This is a genomic window from Oxalicibacterium solurbis, from assembly GCF_014635845.1.
Lineage (GTDB): Bacteria > Pseudomonadota > Gammaproteobacteria > Burkholderiales > Burkholderiaceae_D > Oxalicibacterium > Oxalicibacterium solurbis.
In genome coordinates this window covers 747,679-765,053 of the sequence record NZ_BMDP01000001.1, presented here as the reverse complement: position 1 = coordinate 765,053, position 17,375 = coordinate 747,679, and the positions used below count along the sequence as shown (strand labels likewise).

The 17,375-nt window shown below is 59.7% G+C and carries 21 protein-coding genes; 12 read left to right on the top strand and 9 right to left on the bottom strand.

Translation table 11 applies throughout. The annotated features are described in order from the left end of the window. The first annotated feature begins 37 nt into the window (after positions 1 to 37). Positions 38 to 865, top strand: a complete 828-nt coding sequence (locus IEV40_RS03670) for a response regulator (RefSeq protein WP_188419585.1) — start codon at positions 38 to 40, stop codon at positions 863 to 865. Between the two features lie 91 nt (positions 866 to 956). Here IEV40_RS03670 and IEV40_RS03665 read toward each other — a convergent pair whose 3' ends face one another. Both IEV40_RS03665 and IEV40_RS03660 read right to left on the bottom strand, forming a co-directional pair. Continuing rightward, a complete protein-coding gene (locus tag IEV40_RS03665) occupies positions 957 to 2,123 on the bottom strand; it encodes a vWA domain-containing protein (protein WP_188419584.1) in 1,167 nt (388 codons plus the stop codon). Between the two features lie 18 nt (positions 2,124 to 2,141). Next, the gene (locus IEV40_RS03660; RefSeq protein WP_188419583.1) at positions 2,142 to 2,996 is read right to left on the bottom strand and encodes an AAA family ATPase; all 855 of its coding nucleotides are present in this window, start codon (positions 2,994 to 2,996) and stop codon (positions 2,142 to 2,144) included. Positions 2,997 to 3,233: 237 nt separating this feature from the next. Here IEV40_RS03660 and IEV40_RS03655 point away from each other — a divergent pair, with 237 nt between their 5' ends. The 3 genes from IEV40_RS03655 (at position 3,234) to IEV40_RS03645 (ending at position 6,268) form a co-directional block, all read left to right on the top strand. Further along, positions 3,234 to 5,405, top strand: coding sequence for a transporter-like protein (locus IEV40_RS03655; protein WP_188419582.1), 2,172 nt, complete (start codon positions 3,234 to 3,236; stop codon positions 5,403 to 5,405). A 176-nt stretch (positions 5,406 to 5,581) separates the two neighbouring features. Continuing rightward, positions 5,582 to 5,902, top strand: a complete 321-nt coding sequence (locus tag IEV40_RS03650; RefSeq protein WP_188419581.1) for a c-type cytochrome — start codon at positions 5,582 to 5,584, stop codon at positions 5,900 to 5,902. Between the two features lie 12 nt (positions 5,903 to 5,914). After that, complete coding sequence (locus tag IEV40_RS03645) at positions 5,915 to 6,268, top strand: c-type cytochrome (protein ID WP_188419580.1); 354 nt, start codon at positions 5,915 to 5,917, stop codon at positions 6,266 to 6,268. 80 nt (positions 6,269 to 6,348) lie between these two features. Here IEV40_RS03645 and IEV40_RS03640 read toward each other — a convergent pair whose 3' ends face one another. After that, positions 6,349 to 6,771, bottom strand: coding sequence for a DUF1841 family protein (locus tag IEV40_RS03640; protein WP_188419579.1), 423 nt, complete (start codon positions 6,769 to 6,771; stop codon positions 6,349 to 6,351). A gap of 155 nt (positions 6,772 to 6,926) precedes the next feature. Here IEV40_RS03640 and IEV40_RS03635 point away from each other — a divergent pair, with 155 nt between their 5' ends. Continuing rightward, complete coding sequence (locus IEV40_RS03635) at positions 6,927 to 7,511, top strand: malonic semialdehyde reductase (RefSeq protein ID WP_188419578.1); 585 nt, start codon at positions 6,927 to 6,929, stop codon at positions 7,509 to 7,511. 9 nt (positions 7,512 to 7,520) lie between these two features. Here IEV40_RS03635 and nth read toward each other — a convergent pair whose 3' ends face one another. The 3 genes from nth to fdxA form a co-directional block, all read right to left on the bottom strand. Further along, positions 7,521 to 8,171: an endonuclease III gene (gene nth / locus IEV40_RS03630; protein WP_188419577.1), complete on the bottom strand. Its 651-nt coding sequence runs from the start codon at positions 8,169 to 8,171 to the stop codon at positions 7,521 to 7,523. Further along, complete coding sequence (gene rsxB / locus IEV40_RS03625; protein ID WP_188419576.1) at positions 8,168 to 8,884, bottom strand: electron transport complex subunit RsxB; 717 nt, start codon at positions 8,882 to 8,884, stop codon at positions 8,168 to 8,170. Before rsxB ends, nth begins: the two co-directional genes overlap by 4 nt. A 199-nt stretch (positions 8,885 to 9,083) precedes the next feature. Continuing rightward, positions 9,084 to 9,407, bottom strand: coding sequence for a ferredoxin FdxA (gene fdxA, locus IEV40_RS03620; protein ID WP_188419575.1), 324 nt, complete (start codon positions 9,405 to 9,407; stop codon positions 9,084 to 9,086). Between the two features lie 244 nt (positions 9,408 to 9,651). Here fdxA and IEV40_RS03615 point away from each other — a divergent pair, with 244 nt between their 5' ends. Continuing rightward, on the top strand, positions 9,652 to 9,936 hold the full coding sequence (locus IEV40_RS03615; RefSeq protein ID WP_188419574.1) for a polyhydroxyalkanoic acid system family protein: 285 nt from the start codon (positions 9,652 to 9,654) through the stop codon (positions 9,934 to 9,936). A 128-nt stretch (positions 9,937 to 10,064) separates the two neighbouring features. Here the strand turns inward: IEV40_RS03615 and IEV40_RS03610 are convergent, their stop codons facing one another. After that, on the bottom strand, positions 10,065 to 10,421 hold the full coding sequence (locus tag IEV40_RS03610) for an FKBP-type peptidyl-prolyl cis-trans isomerase (RefSeq protein ID WP_188419992.1): 357 nt from the start codon (positions 10,419 to 10,421) through the stop codon (positions 10,065 to 10,067). A 177-nt stretch (positions 10,422 to 10,598) separates the two neighbouring features. Between IEV40_RS03610 and IEV40_RS03605 the strand changes: the two genes are divergently transcribed. The 5 genes from IEV40_RS03605 to pbpG all read left to right on the top strand — a co-directional run bounded on the left by IEV40_RS03605 (position 10,599) and on the right by pbpG (position 14,940). Beyond that, positions 10,599 to 11,444 (top strand): EI24 domain-containing protein, encoded by an 846-nt coding sequence (locus tag IEV40_RS03605; protein WP_188419991.1) that lies wholly within the window; start codon positions 10,599 to 10,601, stop codon positions 11,442 to 11,444. Between the two features lie 89 nt (positions 11,445 to 11,533). Further along, positions 11,534 to 12,334, top strand: coding sequence for a competence/damage-inducible protein A (locus tag IEV40_RS03600; RefSeq protein ID WP_188419573.1), 801 nt, complete (start codon positions 11,534 to 11,536; stop codon positions 12,332 to 12,334). Between the two features lie 32 nt (positions 12,335 to 12,366). Then, positions 12,367 to 12,561, top strand: a complete 195-nt coding sequence (locus IEV40_RS03595) for a hypothetical protein (RefSeq protein ID WP_188419572.1) — start codon at positions 12,367 to 12,369, stop codon at positions 12,559 to 12,561. Between the two features lie 134 nt (positions 12,562 to 12,695). Beyond that, entirely contained in the window at positions 12,696 to 13,610 is a 915-nt protein-coding gene (locus IEV40_RS03590) for a DMT family transporter (protein WP_188419571.1), read from the top strand. 166 nt (positions 13,611 to 13,776) lie between these two features. Continuing rightward, a complete protein-coding gene (gene pbpG, locus IEV40_RS03585) occupies positions 13,777 to 14,940 on the top strand; it encodes a D-alanyl-D-alanine endopeptidase (RefSeq protein ID WP_188419570.1) in 1,164 nt (387 codons plus the stop codon). Positions 14,941 to 15,129: 189 nt separating this feature from the next. Here pbpG and IEV40_RS03580 read toward each other — a convergent pair whose 3' ends face one another. Further along, positions 15,130 to 15,915 carry an IclR family transcriptional regulator gene (locus IEV40_RS03580; protein ID WP_188419569.1) on the bottom strand — a complete coding sequence of 262 codons (786 nt, stop codon included), beginning with the start codon at positions 15,913 to 15,915 and terminating at the stop codon, positions 15,130 to 15,132. A 281-nt stretch (positions 15,916 to 16,196) separates the two neighbouring features. On the opposite strand from IEV40_RS03580, the gene IEV40_RS03575 reads away from it, so the two are divergent. Continuing rightward, complete coding sequence (locus IEV40_RS03575) at positions 16,197 to 16,634, top strand: diacylglycerol kinase (protein ID WP_188419568.1); 438 nt, start codon at positions 16,197 to 16,199, stop codon at positions 16,632 to 16,634. Between the two features lie 77 nt (positions 16,635 to 16,711). On the opposite strand, the gene IEV40_RS03570 is transcribed toward IEV40_RS03575, so the two are convergent. After that, positions 16,712 to 17,266, bottom strand: a complete 555-nt coding sequence (locus IEV40_RS03570; protein ID WP_188419567.1) for an NADPH-dependent FMN reductase — start codon at positions 17,264 to 17,266, stop codon at positions 16,712 to 16,714. Between the last annotated feature and the right edge of the window lie 109 nt (positions 17,267 to 17,375).

Genomic DNA, 17,375 nt, shown 5'->3' with positions numbered 1-17,375 from the left:
GATCAACAAGCAAGTTTTTGCCTCCGCTATCCGAACGATGACGAACAGTTTTCCCTTTGCTGTCCGCCTGATCGGCTTCAGTCCGCAGGAAACCGAAATTTTCGATGCCACCTTTGCCCTCGGTCAGGGCAAGGGCTACGGTTATTTCCGGCTTGACGACGACAACTTGCAGGACCCGGACATGTACATCGCCAACGCTTCCGAGCTGAAGGCGCTGCTGACCTTGTCCGACCTGCGCCCGAGCGACGTGCGGCCGGCATTGCTGGTCGGCGAGCCGCCGATCGACGTGCCGTACGTACGTGTCGAGCGTCCGATCCGCTGGCACCGCATGTTCGATGCGCTGGACCAGCTGGTCGAGAAACGCGCCGATGCCCTATCCAAGCTGGAAGCATCCGACGTCGTTGCGGTGCCGGAGCGCCGCCGCCGCGATCGCGTCGACATCGACCTGACCGATCCCGCCGAATATCGCAAGATGCGTGCCGAACTGATACACGGCGGCGCCGTGCTGGTGGTCGACAAGACGCCGGCTTTCCGCGATTTCGTTGCCGAGCTGCTGGTGCGCAGCAAGGTCGAAGTGCTGTGGGCCAGCGGTGAAGCGGAAGCGGAGGGAGCCTGCGCGCGGCAGCGCGTGGCGGTCGTCATGATCAATACGTCGATGACGGAGATCGATCCGTATCGCCTGTGCCATGCGGTCAAATCGGTGCGGCCTAACGATCGCACGTCCGTTGTCTTCCTGACGCCGCGGCTTAACGGCTACGATCCGGTGCGCGCGAAGCATGCCGGTTTTGACGGCTTCCTGACGAAGCCAGTGGCCGGCCATCATCTGGTCAGCGCGCTGAAGAAATTCATGCACCTGACGCGCTGACGCACCGCATTCGGCGGCGCTTTCCTGTTACGTTTTTCTGCCGCGCTTCCTGCTGAGTTTTTGTCGTGCTTCTCACGGCTTTTCCTGCCGTCTATTTCGCCAGCAGCCGCATTCCCCGTTCCAGTCCTTCCAGCGTCAGCGGCACCATGCGGTCGTGCATCTGCTGACGGATGATCGCGATCGATTGCCGGTATTGCCACAGGTGTTCCGGTTCGGGATTGAGCCACACGTAACTCGGAAATGCCTTCGTGAAGCGCTGCAGCCATGCGGTGCCGGCTTCGTCGTTGTGATAGTCGATGGCGCCGCCGGGCCGCAGGATTTCGTACGGGCTCATCGTCGCATCGCCGACGAAGATCAGCTTGGTGTCCGGCGGATAGGTGCGCAGCACATCCCATGTCGGGAAGCGTTCCGATTGCCGTAAATGATTGTTGCGCCACAAATGGTCGTAGACGCAGTTGTGGAAGTAAAAGAAATCGAGATGCTTGAATTCGGCCTTGGCCGCCGAGAACAGTTCTTCGGTCTGCTGGATGTGATCGTCCATCGAACCGCCGACGTCCAGCAGCATCAGCACCTTGACGCTGTTGCGGCGCTCCGGCCGCATGCGGATGTCCAGCCAGCCGGCGTTGTTGGCGGTGGAGCGTATCGTCTCGTCGAGCGCCAGTTCGCTGGCTGCGCCCTGACGCGCGAAGCAGCGCAGCCGGCGCAAGGCGACCTTGATGTTGCGCGTGCCGATTTCGCGCGATGCGTCGTAGTCGCGATAGACGCGCTGCTCCCACACCTTGACGGCGCTGCGATGCCGGCTCTCGCCGCCGATGCGTATGCCTTCCGGGTTGGTGCCGCTGTTGCCGAACGGCGAGGTGCCGCCGGTGCCTATCCACTTGCCGCCGCCTTCGTGGCGTTCCTTCTGTTCCTTCAGCAATTCCTTCAGGCGGTCCAGCAGCTTGTCGTAGCCGAATTTCTGCAGCGCTGCGCGTTGTTCGTCGGTCAGTTCGCGCATCGCGCGCTGCATCAGCCACTCGAGCGGAACGGATTCCTGGTCGATGGCGGTTTCGATGCCGTGGAAGTATTGCGCGAAGGCGCGGTCGAACTTGTCGAAATTGGCTTCGTCCTTGACCAGCGACAGCCGCGCCAGATAGTAGAAATCGTCGAACGAATAATCGATGACTTCGCGATCGAGCGCCTGCAGCAACAGCAGGAATTCCTTGATCGAAACCGGAATGCCGGCATCGCGCAGGCGGAAGAAGAAATCGATGAGCACGGTGAAGCCTGAAAGCGCCTAGCGATTGGTACGCGACATGTAGACCAGCCGTTCGAACAGTGCGATGTCCTGTTCGTTCTTCAACAGTGCGCCGTGCAACGGAGGAATCGATACGCGCGCATCGCCGCTGTGCAGCGCTTCCGGCGGAATGTCTTCGGCCAGCAGCAGCTTCATCCAGTCCAGCAGTTCGGATGTAGACGGCTTTTTCTTCAGGCCGCCGACCTCGCGCAGTTGATAGAACACTTCCAGCGCTTTCGCCAGCAGTTCCTGTTTCAGATTAGGGAAATGCACGGCGACGATCTGCTGCATCGTCTCGCGATCGGGAAAACGGATGTAATGGAAGAAGCAGCGGCGCAGGAAGGCGTCCGGCAATTCCTTTTCGTTGTTCGATGTGATGATGACCAGCGGACGATGCTTGGCCTTTACCATCTCGCGCGTTTCGTAGACGTGGAATTCCATGCGGTCCAGTTCGCGCAGCAGGTCGTTCGGGAATTCGATGTCGGCCTTGTCGATCTCGTCGATCAGCAGCACGACCTGCTGTTCGGCGGTGAAGGCCTGCCACAGCACGCCCTTGACGATGTAGTTGTCGATGTTCTTGACGCGCTCGTCGCCGAGTTGCGAATCGCGCAGGCGCGATACCGCGTCGTATTCGTACAATCCCTGCTGTGCCTTCGTGGTCGACTTGATGTGCCATTGCAATAATGGCATGCCGAGCGCCTCGGCAACTTCCTCGGCCAGCATTGTCTTGCCGGTGCCGGGCTCGCCCTTGATCAGCAGCGGGCGCTGCAATTGCAGCGCGGCGTTGACGGCCAGTTTCAGATCGCCGGTGGCGACGTAATTGCGGGAACCTTCGAAACGTGTTGCTTGTCGCATGCGTGTCACTGGAAAGAAAAGAAACCGGAGTATAAGCGAAACGCCTTGCGGGCCGGGCGTAAAGCCGCAGCGATCTTCGGTGTTGCCGCATCGTGTCATTGCAGTGCCATCGCGGTGTTATTTTTGTGTCGTTGCACATCGTTGCCGCATCGTTTTCGTGTTGTTGCTGTGCCGCTGCTGCACCCTTGCCGTTACTATTGCCGCTGTTCAAAAATCCTTCTTATTACAAGAAATACAATGAAGCTTTCCTTTTCACGAATCTGCGCGATCTGGCGCAGGTTCCGTCGCGGTGCGTTGCGGCATCACACCGATCACGCGCGCTATCTGCCGCAGATCGAATCGCTGATGCGCCGTGCCGATCCGAATGCACACTGGCATGTGCGTGCAAACTGGATGATCGATCTGGCCGAATGGGTGCGCCGCGAACCCAAGGTATCGCTGCTGGGCGACGACAAGTGGCGGCGCGTCAAGCATCAACGCATCCGTTTCCTGCTCGACTGGCTGGATGCGAATCGCGACGTGCGGCAGAACGTGCAGGCGACGCTGCGCAAGACATTGCGCGAAGCAACCGGGCATGAACTGTTTTCCGCCACTGGCATGCCGCGCGAATCGGCGTTCTTTTCGGAATTATCCGAACGCATCGCCAAGCTGGTGCTGCCGCGCCCGGTCGGCCAGCAGGATCTGTCCGCGCTGTTCACTGCAATGTTCCCCGACGAATCCGATGCGGCCTGGCTGATGTCGCTGGACGACAGGACGCTGTTGCGCCTGTGGAAACTGGGTGGCGACGATGGCATCGCACACGGCTATCGCCAGCAGATCGATGAAGCGATGCTGTATCTGGTGACGATGGTGATTTCGGTCGGTATCAGCCCCGCTTTTCGCCAGCGGCTGGAACCGCGCATGCCGTTGCTGGCGACGCCGTTCATGGCGTTGCGCCGCGAACTGGAAGTCTGCCTGATGATCAAGACGCACGATGCATCGGCGCTGCGCAGTGTGCGCATGCTGGTTGCAGTGTGCCAGGCGCAAACCGACAAGATCTATGCGCATCTGGATGAACACGGCGTCTCCGTCAGCCTCGTCTATCACGTCGAACGCATGCGCGCGCAACTGGCACGCATCGCTCGCCTGCTGGATCTGCGCAGCGCACAGGCCGAGCATGGCTCGGGGCAAGTGCAGGCGGTGCTGGCCGATCTGATCGTCGCCAATCATCATCGTTCGTCGGTACGCGAATTGCTGAGCCGCAGTTTTGCGCTGCTGGCGCGCAAGATGGTCGAGCGTAATGCCGATCACGGCGAGCTCTACATCGCACGCAATCGCATCGAATACAAGATGGTGTGGAGGGCCGCGCTGCTGGGCGGATGCGTGGCGGGTTTTATAGCGCTGGCGAAACTCGGCATCGATACCATCGGTCTTGCGAAATTCTTTTCGGGATTGTTCCAGTCGGTCGTCTTCGCGGCAGGCTTCCTGTGCATTTCGGCAATCGGCGGTGTGCTGGCGACGCGGCAGCCGGCAGTGACGGCACCGGCGCTGGCGGCGGAAACCGCTGCGCTCGATACGCCGGAAGGATTGCGCGCGCTGTTGTTGCGCGCGACCGCGATCCTGCGTGCGCAAGCGGCGGCGATCTTCGGCAACCTGCTGACGGTGGTGCCGGTGATGGCCGTGTTGTGTACCGTGGTGCTGCCTGTCTTCCATCGTCCGTTGATCATGCCGGCCAAGGCCGAAGTCGTGCTGCACAGCCTGTCGCTGGTCGGTTTTACGCCGCTGTTCGCGATCGCTACCGGCGTGCTGCTGTGGCTGGCGAGCCTGGCGGCCGGTTTTGCCGACAACTGGTTCACCCTGCGCGGGCTGAAGCTGGGACTGGCGCATCATCGCCGGCTGGTGCATGCGTTGGGCGCCAACCGGGCACAGCGACTGGCGGCCTGGCTGGAGCGCAACATCGCCGCCATCGCCGGCAATCTGGCATTGGCCGTGCTGCTCGGCATGACGCCGGTGATCGCGGATTTCTTTGGCGTGCCGCTGGCCGTACGGCAGGTGACGTTGTCGGCTGCAACACTGACGGCAGCGGCCGGCAGTCTCGGCTGGGACGTATTCTCGACGCCGCAATTCTGGCTGGCCTGCGCCGGTGTTCTTGTAACGGGCCTGTTGAACGTGGCGACGGCTTTCGGCTGTGCGCTGGTGCTGTCGCTGCGCGCACGCGATGTGCCGCGAGGCCGCCGCCGCATGGTGTTCCGTGCGGTGCTGCGCCGTTTCGTGCTGGCGCCGGCGGCCTTCTTCTGGCCGGTCACGGTGCGTAACGAAGAAGCGGCATTGCAACAGGAAATGGACGAGCAGATGGTCGAACAATCGCAAATGGAAGAAGCGGAATCCGTGCGGGAAAAGAAAGAGGAACGGGAAGAAGAGGGAAGATAACGGCAAATTGCCATCAGCAGGCGGACGATGTGGCGGAAAATTTCAACGTGACGCGCGTCCGGTCTTCAGTTAGAATCGAGCGGTTTTTGGTGTGGCTTGGCAATATTTTTACGTAACAAAAGCTGTCTCATGCGGCGTCCCGTCAGCGGGATTCGTATTAATCTTCCACAGACATCATGAAAAAACTCTTTGCACTCCTCGTGCTTGCGGGTGTGGCCAACGTTGCCGTCTCGGCAGAAATCGTCGGCGATGCCAAGGCGGCAGCCAACAAGGTTGCGATGTGTATCGGATGCCATGGCATTTCCGGTTACAAGACATCGTTCCCTGAGGTCTATCAAGTCCCCATGCTGGGCGGCCAATCAGAGAAATACATCATTGCCGCGCTGCACGCCTACAAGAAGGGCGACCGCAATCATCCGACCATGCACGGCATTGCAGCCAGCATGTCCGATCAGGACATCGCCGATGTGGCGGCCTACTACGCACAGCAAAAATAAGGGGAGGCCATCATGAAGAAACTCATCGCATCGGCCGTCTTGCTGCTGTCGGCCACGGTTTCGTTCCACGCATCGGCCAACGACCGCATCGAAGCGGGCAAGGCCGCCGTCACCAAGTTCAACTGCGCGTCCTGCCATGGTGCCGATTACAACTCGCCGATCGATCCCGCCTATCCGAAGCTGGCCGGCCAGCACAAGGATTATCTGGAACATGCGCTGATCGCCTATCGTCGCGGCGCGGGCGGCCCCAACAGCCGCAGCAATCCGATCATGGGACCGCTGGCAAAACAGTTGTCCGACCAGGACATCAAGAACATCGCTGCCTATCTGCACAGCCTGCCGGGAACGCTGGTCATTCGCAAATAATTCGATGCCAATACGGTGCCATTCAAATAAAAAAGCCACGGATCAAACCGTGGCTTTTTTATTGTTTGTGACGCAGACGATCAGCAACGCTTCCTGATGCATTCGATGTAGGCTGCACCATCCGGCGGCAGGCCGCTGCGCTGCGATGCCCAGATCATTTCGCCCAGGCATTCCATTACTTGGTGATGCGCATCGTGCTCGCCGATGCGCTGCGCCAGCATCTGGTAGGCAGCGCGGATGCCGGGCGGCTGGTCGATCGAGATCTGCTCGGCGATCGACAGGTGCATCGACAGGTGCAGGAAAGGATTGCTCTGTCCCGACTCCACCGAATAGTCGGCCGCTAGCGCCGCTTCCACATCCTTCAGCGCATCGGCGTATTCGGGATGCTGGACGATCCAGTCGCGCGCGATCGCTTCCAGCGGTGTCAGGATTTCATTGGCCTGCTGCTTGCGGAAGGTCTCGCAGAAGAATCGGCGAACGTCGTGTTGTGACGGGGTAAACATCGGAGACGGGGTGTTCGATAGGGACAATCCGGTATTGTACGTGGCTTGCCGGCTGCCCGCATGGCCGCTTTCCGCTACCATAGCTGCCTTTATTCGGCACTGTATGCGGCTTCGCATGCGGGCCGCCCCGAGAAACAGAACAGAATGGACACGCCATGTTGAATCAGGAAGCGATCGAAACCCTCTTTACTCACGCACATACCAACCATGCATGGCTGGACAAGCCGGTGACCAACGGCCAGTTGCGCGAAATCTACGAGCTGATGAAGTGGTGCCCGACCGCGTTCAACTGTTCGCCGATTCGCATCGCTTTCATCAAGTCGGATCAGGCCAAGGCCAGGTTGGCGGCCTGCGTGTCACCGGGCAATGTGGAGAAGGTGAGGTCGGCGCCGATCACTGCGATCGTCGGCATGGACATGGCGTTCGGACGCAAGATGCCGCAACTGTATCCGCATGCAGATGTACAGGGCATGATGGAAGCCAATCCCAAGCTGGCGGAGGAAACTGCCTTCCGCAATTCGTCGCTGCAGGGCGGCTACTTCATTCTGGCCGCGCGCGCCGTCGGCCTTGATTGCGGACCGATGTCGGGCTTCGATGCGGAAAAGGTCAACGCCGAATTCTTCGTCGGCACGCAGGTGAAAGCCAATTTCATTTGCAGCATCGGCTATGGCGATCACGACAAGATCAAGCCGCGTCTGCCGCGCCTGACGTTCGAGGCTTCCTGCGCGCTCGTGCTGTAAGCAGAAAGATCAGACGGCCTTGGCCGGTAGCGGTGTCTTCGCCTTGTATTCGCACAGGTCGGCGATCAGGCAGTTCCAGCACTTTGGTGCGCGTGCGATGCAGGTGTAGCGGCCGTGCAGGATCAGCCAGTGATGCGCATCCTGCTTGAACTCGTCGGTTACGAACTTCATCAGCTTCTGCTCGACGATCTCGACGTTCTTGCCCGGTGCGATGCCGGTGCGGTTGGAGACACGGAAGATGTGCGTGTCGACGGCGATCGTTGGTTCGCCGAAGGCGGTGTTCAGCACGACGTTGGCCGTCTTGCGGCCGACGCCCGGCAGCGCTTCCAGTTCCTCGCGCGTGCGCGGCACTTCGCCGTTGTGGCGTTCCAGCAGGAGCTGGCAAGTAGCAATGACGTTCTTCGCCTTGGTGCGATACAGGCCGATGGTCTGGATGTAGGGTTCCAGTCCTTCGACGCCCAGCTTCAGCAATTTCTTCGGCGTATTGGCGACCGGATACAGGCGGCGTGTGGCCTTGTTGACCGAGACGTCGGTCGCCTGCGCCGACAGCAGCACGGCGATCAGCAGTTCGAACGGCGTCGTGTATTCGAGTTCGGTGGTGGGATGGGCATTGGCGGCGCGCAGCCGCTCGAAGATTTCGCGTCGCTTCTGCGCGTTCATTCCTGGTCCTTCTTTTCCTTGTCTTCTTTTTCCTTTTCGGCCTGTTCCTTCTTCAGCCGTGCGCGTTCGATCGCGGCCTGGATGATGGCTTTCTTGCGCGCCTGCTCCGTTTTTTCTTCTTCGGTCAGCGCTTCTTCGTTCTGTACCGCCTGCAGTTTCGCGGCGGCCTTGGCGGCCAGGCGGGCGTCGTTTTCTTCCTTCTCGCGTTTCAGCCGCAGCGCGCGGAAATCGTGGCGCGCACGTGCGGCATCGGCCTGCTCTTGCGACCATGCCTGCCAGCCGGTCTTGCCGGGCGTGACTTCGACCATCGCGATGCAGTCGACCGGGCAGGGTGCCACGCACAGGTCGCAGCCGGTACACAGTTCGGCGACGATCGTGTGCATCTGCTTGGCGGCGCCGACGATGGCATCGACCGGGCAGGCCTGGATGCATAGCGTGCAGCCGATGCACAACTGTTCGTCGATCAGCGCGATCGGGCGCGGACGCACGACGCCGTTGTCGGGATTGATCGGGATGACGCGTTTGCCCAGCACTTTCGCCAGCCGTTCCACGCCTTCGACACCGCCCGGCGGACACTGGTTGTGTTCCGCGCGGCCTTCGGCCATCGCTTCCGCATAGGGACGGCAGGCCGGATAGCCGCATTTCGTGCATTGCGTCTGCGGCAGCAGATCTTCAAGCTGATCGGCAAGCGTGCGGGAATCGTTGGAAGACAAAGGGAGTCGGGATGTCTGTGGCGGAAAACCGAATTATCGTCCAAGGTGGGCTTGCGCGCCAAACGAAACCGGTTGCCGGCAGGCGTTGGACAGGTGTTGAGCAGGTGTCGGACAAGCGTTGATGTGAAAACGCCCCGGGAGAAAAACTCGCGGGGCGTTGCGTACAGTGCTGATCAGCGTGGATTCAACGTGCCGAAATTTAACGCGCCAGATGCGGCAGCTTGTTCTGCTTGTCTTTCCATTCTTCCGCTTCCGGCAGCGCAGCCTTGGTCTTCGTGATCGAAGGCCAGTCGCGCGACAGCTCGGCGTTCAGCGGGATGAAGTGTTGCTGATCCGCCGGCACATCTTCCTCGGCATAGATCGCATTGACAGGGCATTCGGCCACGCAGACGGCGCAATCGATGCATTCGTCCGGATCGATCGCCAGGAAATTCGGGCCTTCGCGGAAGCAATCCACCGGACACACATCGACGCAGTCCGTATAACGGCACAGGATGCAGGAATCGGTTACTACGTGGGTCATACCAGTCCTAATTCTGAAAATAGTCGGGAGCGGACGGCTGTCGGCCAAGAGGGCGCAACGGAAGTGGGCGCAGCAGGGCAGTTGGCAGCCGCAGAAACCCTGCATTTTAATGCATATCGGCCGGCCTCACAAACCTGGCTTATATGGATTTGGAATAAGCAAATGCGGACGACGAACGCAGGGAATCCCGCCGGAAACCGCTTCCGCGCTAGAATTCCGTCCTTTTGACGACGGGAAGAAGGGCATGGCGGATATCAGCATTCGGCGCGAACACGGGCTTTCGCTGCAGCAAGCGAAGGAAGCGGCGCAACAGATCGCGGACCGGATGGCAGACGAATTCCAGATGGCGACCGAATGGTGCGGCGATGTGCTGTCGTTTCGCCGCAGCGGCGTGGCCGGCACGCTTGTGCTGCAGGAACGTGCGGTGCAGATCGATGTGACGCTGGATTTCCTGTTCAAGGCGTTTTCCTCCACGCTGGAGGAAAAGATCGTGCGCAATCTCGACAAGGTATTCGGCGCGCGCTCGTGATACGGTGGCCGATATCGGCCATTGCCGTGGAGATGGAAGGGCAGTGACAGTGAGTTAATTAATTACACAATAAAAAAGCCCCGGTCGCAGGACGCGGGGCTTTTTTGTCGGCTTTGCCGCCAGCCGGATCAGACGCCCAGCAATTCTACTTCGAAGATCAGCGTGGCGTTCGGCGGAATCACGCCGCCCGCGCCGCGCGCGCCGTAGCCCAGCGATGCCGGGATCGTCAGCACGCGGGTGCCGCCGACCTTCATGCCCTGCACGCCTTCGTCCCAGCCCTTGATCACGTGGCCTGCACCCAGCGGGAAGGCGAACGGATCGTTGCGATCCTTGCTGGAATCGAACTTCGTGCCGGCGCTGCCGTCCGGATTCTGCAGCCAGCCGGTGTAATGCACGGTGACGTGGTTGCCGGCAGTCGCTTCCGCGCCGTCGCCGACGGTCTTGTCTTCGTATTGCAGGCCGGAGGAGGTCGTGGTGGTCATGATCTTGTCCTTCAATGAAAGTGATGTCCGAAACGGCAGATTGTAGCAGCGATAAAGATTCCAAATACGGGTTCGAATCCAGGTTCCGAAGGCATTGCCGCCGTGCATTGTCCGGCCGGCCGCGCCGCATCGGCACGCACGGTAAAATGCGGCGATTGTTGCGAAAGGATTTTCTGCTTGATACGCCCGATATTGAACGCCTTCGGCAAGGCGCTGCTGTCGCAGATGCATGTGCGCATGCTGATGCTGACGGTCGTGCCTTTCATCCTGTCAGTTGCGGTCTGGGGATTCGTGCTGTGGTTGTACCTCCAGCGGATGATTGACTGGCTGCAGCAATGGTTTGTGCAGAACGATGCCTTCAGCGTCGCCGGCGGCGTGCTGGCGATCGTCGGCATGGGCGCGTTGAAGGCGGTGGTGGTACCGCTGCTTGCGATGTGGGTATTGCTGCCGCTGATGATCCTGACCGCGTTGCTGTTCGTCGGCACGATGGCGATGCCGGTCATCGTGCGCCACGTCGGCCGGCGCAGCTACGGTGAACTGGAACTGCGCCGCGGCGGCACCTTCGCCGGCAGCCTGTGGACTTCGCTGTCTTCCTTCGTCGTCTTTCTCGTGCTGTGGCTGGTCACGCTGCCGCTGTCGTTGTTTCCACCGCTGACCTTCGTCGTGCAGCCCTTGCTGTGGGGCTGGCTGACCTATCGCGTGATGGCCTACGATGCGCTGGCCGATCATGCCGATGTGGAGGAACGCCGGATAATCCTGAAAACGCATCGCTGGCGGCTGCTGGCGATCGGCATCGTCACCGGTGCAATGGGTGCGGCGCCGACGCTGCTGTGGCTGGGCGGCGCATTGTCGGTGATCTTCTTCCCGGTGTTGGCGGCCGGCGCGATCTGGCTCTATGTGCTGGTGTTCGTGTTCACCGGATTGTGGTTCCAGCACTACTGCCTGGAAGCGCTGCGCCGATGGCGTGCCCTGCAGTCGGCAGCAGCAGCCGGGGAGGCGCCGCTGCAACTGACGGAGAACGACTGATCGCCTGCCGTTCCGCATTCATGAACTAATTCGTTCATTCACGTGTTCCCCAACCGATTTCTCAACCAATTCAGCGCAAGGTAAAACGCATGGCATTCGGACTCATCATCATCGGCGACGAAATTCTGTCCGGCAAACGCGTCGACAAGCATTTCGCCAAGGTCGTCGAACTGCTGACGACACGCGGCCTGTCGCTGTCATGGTCCGAATGCATAGGCGACGATCCGGCGCGCATCACGGCGACACTGAAACGCACCTTCGCCAGCGACGACGTCGTGTTCAGTTGCGGCGGTATCGGCGCGACGCCCGACGATCACACGCGCCAATGCGCTGCCGCTGCATTAGGTGTGCCGCTGGTATTGCATCCGCAGGCGCAGGAAAAGATCCGCGAGCGCATGCTGGACATGGCGCGCGAAGCGAAGGTGGATTTCGATCCCGATCGTCCGGAAAACCTGCATCGGCTTAAGATGGGCGAGTTTCCGCAAGGCGCGGATATCGTGCCGAATCCGTACAACAAGATTCCGGGTTTTGCGATCCGGCATGGCAATGGCGGTGCGCATTACTTTCTGCCGGGCTTCCCGGTGATGGCGTGGCCGATGATCGAATGGGCACTCGATACGCATTACGCGCACTTGTTCCACCAGCGTCCGCATCTGGAAAAGTCGGTGCTGGTGTTCGAGGCGATGGAGTCGGCATTGACGCCGCTGATGGAAACCATCGAACGCGCCTTCCCGGCAGTAAAGGTGTTCAGTCTGCCCAGCGTCGGCGATGCGCAGACGCGCCGCCACATCGAGCTGGGCGTGAAAGGCGAGCCGCAGCAGGCGGAAGAGGCGTTTGCTGCGCTGCTGGCAGGACTGGAAAGCCGCGGCTGCGAAATCGGCACCGCTTGATTTTCAAAAGCCGGCGTTTCGATGCACGATAGATGATGCGTCACGCATCGATGTGCGTGGCGCGATTTTCTTTTTTCACTCCGCGCATTTCTTTTCATCGATTCGTTCTTCATCAAGGCTGCATGCTTGATGCAGCACCCGCATGGAAGATCGTGCTGGATGAAAAATACATCGTGGGAAAAGTTTCTGTGACGGCGCATCAACTGCATTGCCGCACTGCATGCTGAGCATATTTTCTGCAGATGGCCCACAATGCGGATGCGCCGCATGACAGAAACTGCAGGGTCTTGGAAATTGCTGGACCATACTGCAGCGGCGCCACTGCACGATTTTCCGGTGCAGTGTCTTTCATCGAAACATCATGCGTGCTACCGGCAATACTTTTTCTTCCTTCGCTGTTTCTTCCAACCGCAATCCATGGCTGGCTTCGGTTCCCTGGCTGTTCGTGGTTCTCTGGAGTACCGGATTTATCGCGGCCAAGTACGGCCTGCCGTATGCGCCGCCGCTGACTTTTCTGTCGCTGCGTTTTCTCGGCGTGCTGCTCTTCCTGTTGCCGCTGGTGCTGATCATGCGCGCGCCATGGCCGGTGGGAACGATGCGCCACATCGCCGTCGCCGGCATTCTCGTGCAGGCGGGTTATCTGGCGGGCGTCTGGTGCGCGATCAAGCTCGGCATGCCGGCCGGGTTGTCGGCACTGATCGTCGGCATGCAGCCGGTGTTGACGGCATTTGCCGCGCCGCTGGTCGGCGAACGTGTACGCGGCCGGCAATGGATCGGCCTGGTGCTGGGCTTGTGCGGCGTGGCGCTGGTGGTGGCGAACAAGATTTCGCTGATCGGTCTGACGTGGCAAAGCATTGCGCTGTGCGTGATGGCGTTGTTGTCGATCACGATCGGCACGCTCTATCAGAAACGCTATTGCCCGCGCTTCGATTTGCGTACCGGCACCATCGTCCAGTTCGCGGCTTCGCTGGCCGTGGTGCTGCCGCTGGCAATTTTCTTCGAAGATATGTCGCCGTCGCTGTCCACCGTGCAGTGGACATGGGCGTTCATTGGTGCTTGGGCGTGGTCGGTGCTGGCTTTGTCGATCGGTGCGATCTTCCTGCTGTTCGCGTTGATCCGCAAAAGCGCAGCAACGCAGGTGACCAGCCTGTTGTACCTGACACCGCCGACCACGGCGCTGATGGCTTGGGCGGCATTCGGCGAATCTTTCAGCCTGGCCGGCATGGCGGGCATGTTGCTGGCGGTCGTCGGTGTGGCTTTCGTCGTGCGGAAATGAGGCCGAAGGTCGGATAGGTGTCCGGCGTGGCTGAAAACTGACAAAATGATGACAGCTAGTGAAGAAAATGGATTAATGAATAACGCTAACTACCTAATTATCTTGCACATTTTTGGTGATTTGCTACACTGCAAGCAATTTTGTTGGTCCGATTCGGGAGTCGCAGATGATTAAATCCGCGCTGGGGATATGCTTATCCTTGTTGGTCATGTGCAATGTTTCTGTGGCGCAAGCCAAGGAACCGACCACTTCCGCCAAAAAAACGACGGTCAAGAAAGCCAGCGTTACCAAGAGCAAGGCCGTTGCCAAGCGCAACGTCAGCAAGAAGACGGCTTCGAGCAGCAAGAAGAAAGTCGCTGCGAAAAAATCCACACGCAGTTCCGGTCGCCGCACCGTTTCGCTCAATTCCAAGGAAAAACTCGTCAAGAAGGTCGTCATGGTGCGCGGCAAGCGCAAGGTGATCTATGAGCGTGTGGCCAAGCCTGCGGTATCGATCGTGCCGCCTGTGATGTCTGCCGGCGATCTGGCGGGCCTGAACCTGACGCGCGATCCGCTGGACCTGGCGTCGAACGTGGCGTTGGTGCTGGACCAGTCGAGTTCCGAAGTGCTGCTCGAAAAGAATGCGAATGTGACCTTGCCGATCGCATCGATCACCAAGCTGATGACGGCGATGGTAGTCGTCGAATCGCATCAGGACATGGACGAGATTCTCCAGGTGACCGACGATGACGTCGATCGCATCAAGCACAGTTCGTCGCGCCTGCGTGTCGGTTCGCGCCTGTCGCGCGCCAACATGCTGCATATCGCGCTGATGAGTTCGGAGAACCGTGCTGCTTCGGCGCTGGGCCGCAACTATCCGGGCGGCGTGCGTGCCTTCGTGGTGGCGATGAACGAGAAAGCGCGCGAACTCGGCATGACGGGCACGCATTACGTCGATCCGACCGGTTTGTCGAGCGACAACGTGGCGACCGCGCGCGATCTGGCCAAGCTGGTGATGGCAGCACTGCATTACCCGGTGCTGCGCCAGTATTCGACCGATACGCAATACGTCGTCGAACCTAGCGGTCGTTCGCTGCACTACGCAAATTCCAACCGCCTGGTCGCCAATGCAGACTGGGATATCGGCATCCAGAAGACCGGCTACATCACCGAAGCGGGGCATTGCCTCGTCATGCAGGCGAATATCAACGATCGTCCGATCGTGATGATCTTCCTGGATTCCAAGGGAAAATATTCACGCCTGGGTGATGCGCGGCGCATCCGCAAGTGGCTGGAGAAGGAACCGAAGAATGCAGTTATCGCGCATGCATCGCATACGGTGGAAAGCTGATCGCGGCGATAGCAAGCAAAAGACAATAAAAAAGGCGAACTGCGGTTCGCCTTTTTTATTGGTGCGTACGGGTTTGGTATCGGCCTCCGATTTCGGTATCGATTGGATATTGCGCAGACCGTGAAGCTGCCGTTTATCGATCGTTATCGGCCGCTTGTGGTTGCCACTCAACCGCTACTCAATGACTACTTAATCGCGGCCGGGATTGCCGCTTTCCTTGTAGCCGAGCGCCGCTGAAATCTGCCTGGCCGTCGTCATCAAATCCTGCAGCCAGGAATCCTGCAAGCGATCAGCCGGTGCGGAAATCGACAGGCCCGCGATCAGCTTGCCGGTGTCGTCGTAGATGCCTGCAGCCATGCAGCGTACTCCCAGTTCCAGTTCCTCGTTGTCGCGCGCGTAGCCGTGCTTGCGCACAGTGCCGAGCTCGTTTTCCAGTTGCGCCAAATCGGTGATCGAGTTTCTGTTGTGACCGGCCAGGCCGGTGCGATGCGCGTATTCCGCAACCATCTTCGGCTCGTCGATCGACAGGAACAGCTTGCCGGTCGACGTCAGGTGCAATGGCGCGCGGCCGCCGACGGCGCGCACCACCTGCATGCCGGAACGTTCGGAAAAGGCGCGGTCGATGTAGATGATTTCGTCGTTCTGCCGTACCGACAGGTTGACGGTCTGGTCGGTCTTGCGGTGCAGGGTGCGCATCAGGTCCATCGCCGCATCGCGTACATTGAGGCGGCTCTTGACGATGTTGCCCAGCTCCAGCAGCCGCATGCCGAGCCGGTAGGCACCGGGCTCGGAGCGGTCGACGAAGCGCTTGAGAACGAGATCGTTGAGGATGCGGTGAGCCGTCGACGGATGCAGGCTGGTGGTGCTGGCGAGTTCCTTCAGGCTGACCGGATCGGGGCAGGCGGCCAGTGCATCCAGCAGCGAGACCATGCGCTCGATGACCTGGATGGAGGTTTTGTCGTCTGTCGTTTTCATGTTTCGTTTGTTGCAAGGCCGTCGCCACGTTATATCACATTGTGAAAGATCGACAAAGGCCGTATCACTTTGCCAAGTGCATTCCGTATCGAAGCGGCTATCGAAAATCGCCATTGGGCCGGTAGCCGGTATAAATCAGTATGGAAACCGGCAGGCAGCGTACGTTTTAACGCGGCGTTCACGCGTAACCCCGATAATGCCGTCATCCCATCCGTCGTTCATCCTGTCACGATGCGGTTCGTCAGTCGCGATGTGAAACCCTTTTTGTTTGGTGCGTAAAGATGAATATTGATCATTCTGCCGACCGTCCGGTCGACCAGCCCGTCGGCGTGCAGCCAATCAGCGAGTTCAAGAGCAAAAGCGGACTCGGGCGTTTGTTTCCTGCGTTGCGCTATTCGATGGCAGGGCTCCGTGCCGCATGGCACGGCGAGCATGCGTTCCGTCAGGAAGTGTGCGTGTTCGTCGCGGCGGCGCTGATCGCTTTCATGCTGCCGGTCACGCCGTGGGAGCGCTTGCTGATGATCGGCGTCTTCGTGCTGGTGCTGATCGTCGAGCTGATCAATTCGGCGATCGAAGCGGTTGTCGATCGTGTGTCGCTGGAGCGCAATGCCTTGTCGAAGAATGCAAAGGATTTCGGCAGTGCCGCCGTGCTGCTGACGCTGCTGCTGGCGGCGGCAACCTGGCTGGTGATTCTGTGGCCGCATTTTTTCGGCCGGTGATTCGGACAGAAGAATTTGCAAACAAAAAAGCCGGTGAAATGTTCACCGGCTTTTTCATGTCCGTCCAGTTTGTTTCCTTATTTGTTTCGCTCTATCCATTGCACGAATGCATTGAGGAACTTGCCCATGAACTGGATCGTGGAAGCATTGGTCAGTTCGCCCTTGTCGTCGAACTGGTCGCCGGCATTGCCGATATAGGCTTCCGGTTGCGCCATCGTCTTGATGCCGACGGCTGTCATCACCTGACGCAGGTGATGGTTGGCGCCGAAGCCAGCCAGCGGGCCAGGCGAAACGCTGACGACGGCACCCGGCTTGCCGATCCATACGCCTTGCCCGTATGGACGCGAAGCAATGTCGACCGCATTCTTCAATACGCCCGGCACCGAACGATTGTATTCCGGCGTCAACAGCAGCACGGCGTCCGCAGCCTTGATCTTCTCGCGGAAGGCCAGCACGTTCTGCGGTGGATTGTCTTCCCAGTCCTGATTGAAATGCGGCAAGTCGGCGATTTCGACGATGGACATCGACAGCGACGGCGGAGCGATCCTGATCAGCGCGTTGGCCAATTTGCGGTTCAGCGAATCCTTGCGCAGGCTGCCGACGACGATAGCGACGGTATGCGTTGTGCTCATGGGTGTCCTTTCGATAGATGAAGAAGCGGGTGAGGTCGGCTGGTACGACGCGGCTGGTACGACACCCGATATGTTTCAGCGGAATATTTTTAACCCGTTCAGTCTAGCA

Excerpts from the sequence above, each read along its gene's own strand:
- IEV40_RS03600 (WP_188419573.1), top strand. The coding sequence starts at position 11,534 with ATGGCATTCGGACTCATCATCATCGGCGACGAAATTCTGTCCGGCAAA.
- IEV40_RS03660 (WP_188419583.1), bottom strand. The coding sequence starts at position 2,996 with ATGCGACAAGCAACACGTTTCGAAGGTTCCCGCAATTACGTCGCCACC.
- IEV40_RS03615 (WP_188419574.1), top strand. The coding sequence starts at position 9,652 with ATGGCGGATATCAGCATTCGGCGCGAACACGGGCTTTCGCTGCAGCAA.
- fdxA (WP_188419575.1), bottom strand. The coding sequence starts at position 9,407 with ATGACCCACGTAGTAACCGATTCCTGCATCCTGTGCCGTTATACGGAC.
- IEV40_RS03645 (WP_188419580.1), top strand. The coding sequence starts at position 5,915 with ATGAAGAAACTCATCGCATCGGCCGTCTTGCTGCTGTCGGCCACGGTT.
- IEV40_RS03595 (WP_188419572.1), top strand. The coding sequence starts at position 12,367 with ATGATGCGTCACGCATCGATGTGCGTGGCGCGATTTTCTTTTTTCACT.
- IEV40_RS03640 (WP_188419579.1), bottom strand. The coding sequence starts at position 6,771 with ATGTTTACCCCGTCACAACACGACGTTCGCCGATTCTTCTGCGAGACC.
- IEV40_RS03580 (WP_188419569.1), bottom strand. The coding sequence starts at position 15,915 with ATGAAAACGACAGACGACAAAACCTCCATCCAGGTCATCGAGCGCATG.
- IEV40_RS03635 (WP_188419578.1), top strand. The coding sequence starts at position 6,927 with ATGTTGAATCAGGAAGCGATCGAAACCCTCTTTACTCACGCACATACC.
- IEV40_RS03570 (WP_188419567.1), bottom strand. The coding sequence starts at position 17,266 with ATGAGCACAACGCATACCGTCGCTATCGTCGTCGGCAGCCTGCGCAAG.
- IEV40_RS03590 (WP_188419571.1), top strand. The coding sequence starts at position 12,696 with ATGCGTGCTACCGGCAATACTTTTTCTTCCTTCGCTGTTTCTTCCAAC.
- IEV40_RS03655 (WP_188419582.1), top strand. The coding sequence starts at position 3,234 with ATGAAGCTTTCCTTTTCACGAATCTGCGCGATCTGGCGCAGGTTCCGT.
- IEV40_RS03650 (WP_188419581.1), top strand. The coding sequence starts at position 5,582 with ATGAAAAAACTCTTTGCACTCCTCGTGCTTGCGGGTGTGGCCAACGTT.
- IEV40_RS03575 (WP_188419568.1), top strand. The coding sequence starts at position 16,197 with ATGAATATTGATCATTCTGCCGACCGTCCGGTCGACCAGCCCGTCGGC.
- pbpG (WP_188419570.1), top strand. The coding sequence starts at position 13,777 with ATGATTAAATCCGCGCTGGGGATATGCTTATCCTTGTTGGTCATGTGC.
- nth (WP_188419577.1), bottom strand. The coding sequence starts at position 8,171 with ATGAACGCGCAGAAGCGACGCGAAATCTTCGAGCGGCTGCGCGCCGCC.
- IEV40_RS03670 (WP_188419585.1), top strand. The coding sequence starts at position 38 with ATGACGAACAGTTTTCCCTTTGCTGTCCGCCTGATCGGCTTCAGTCCG.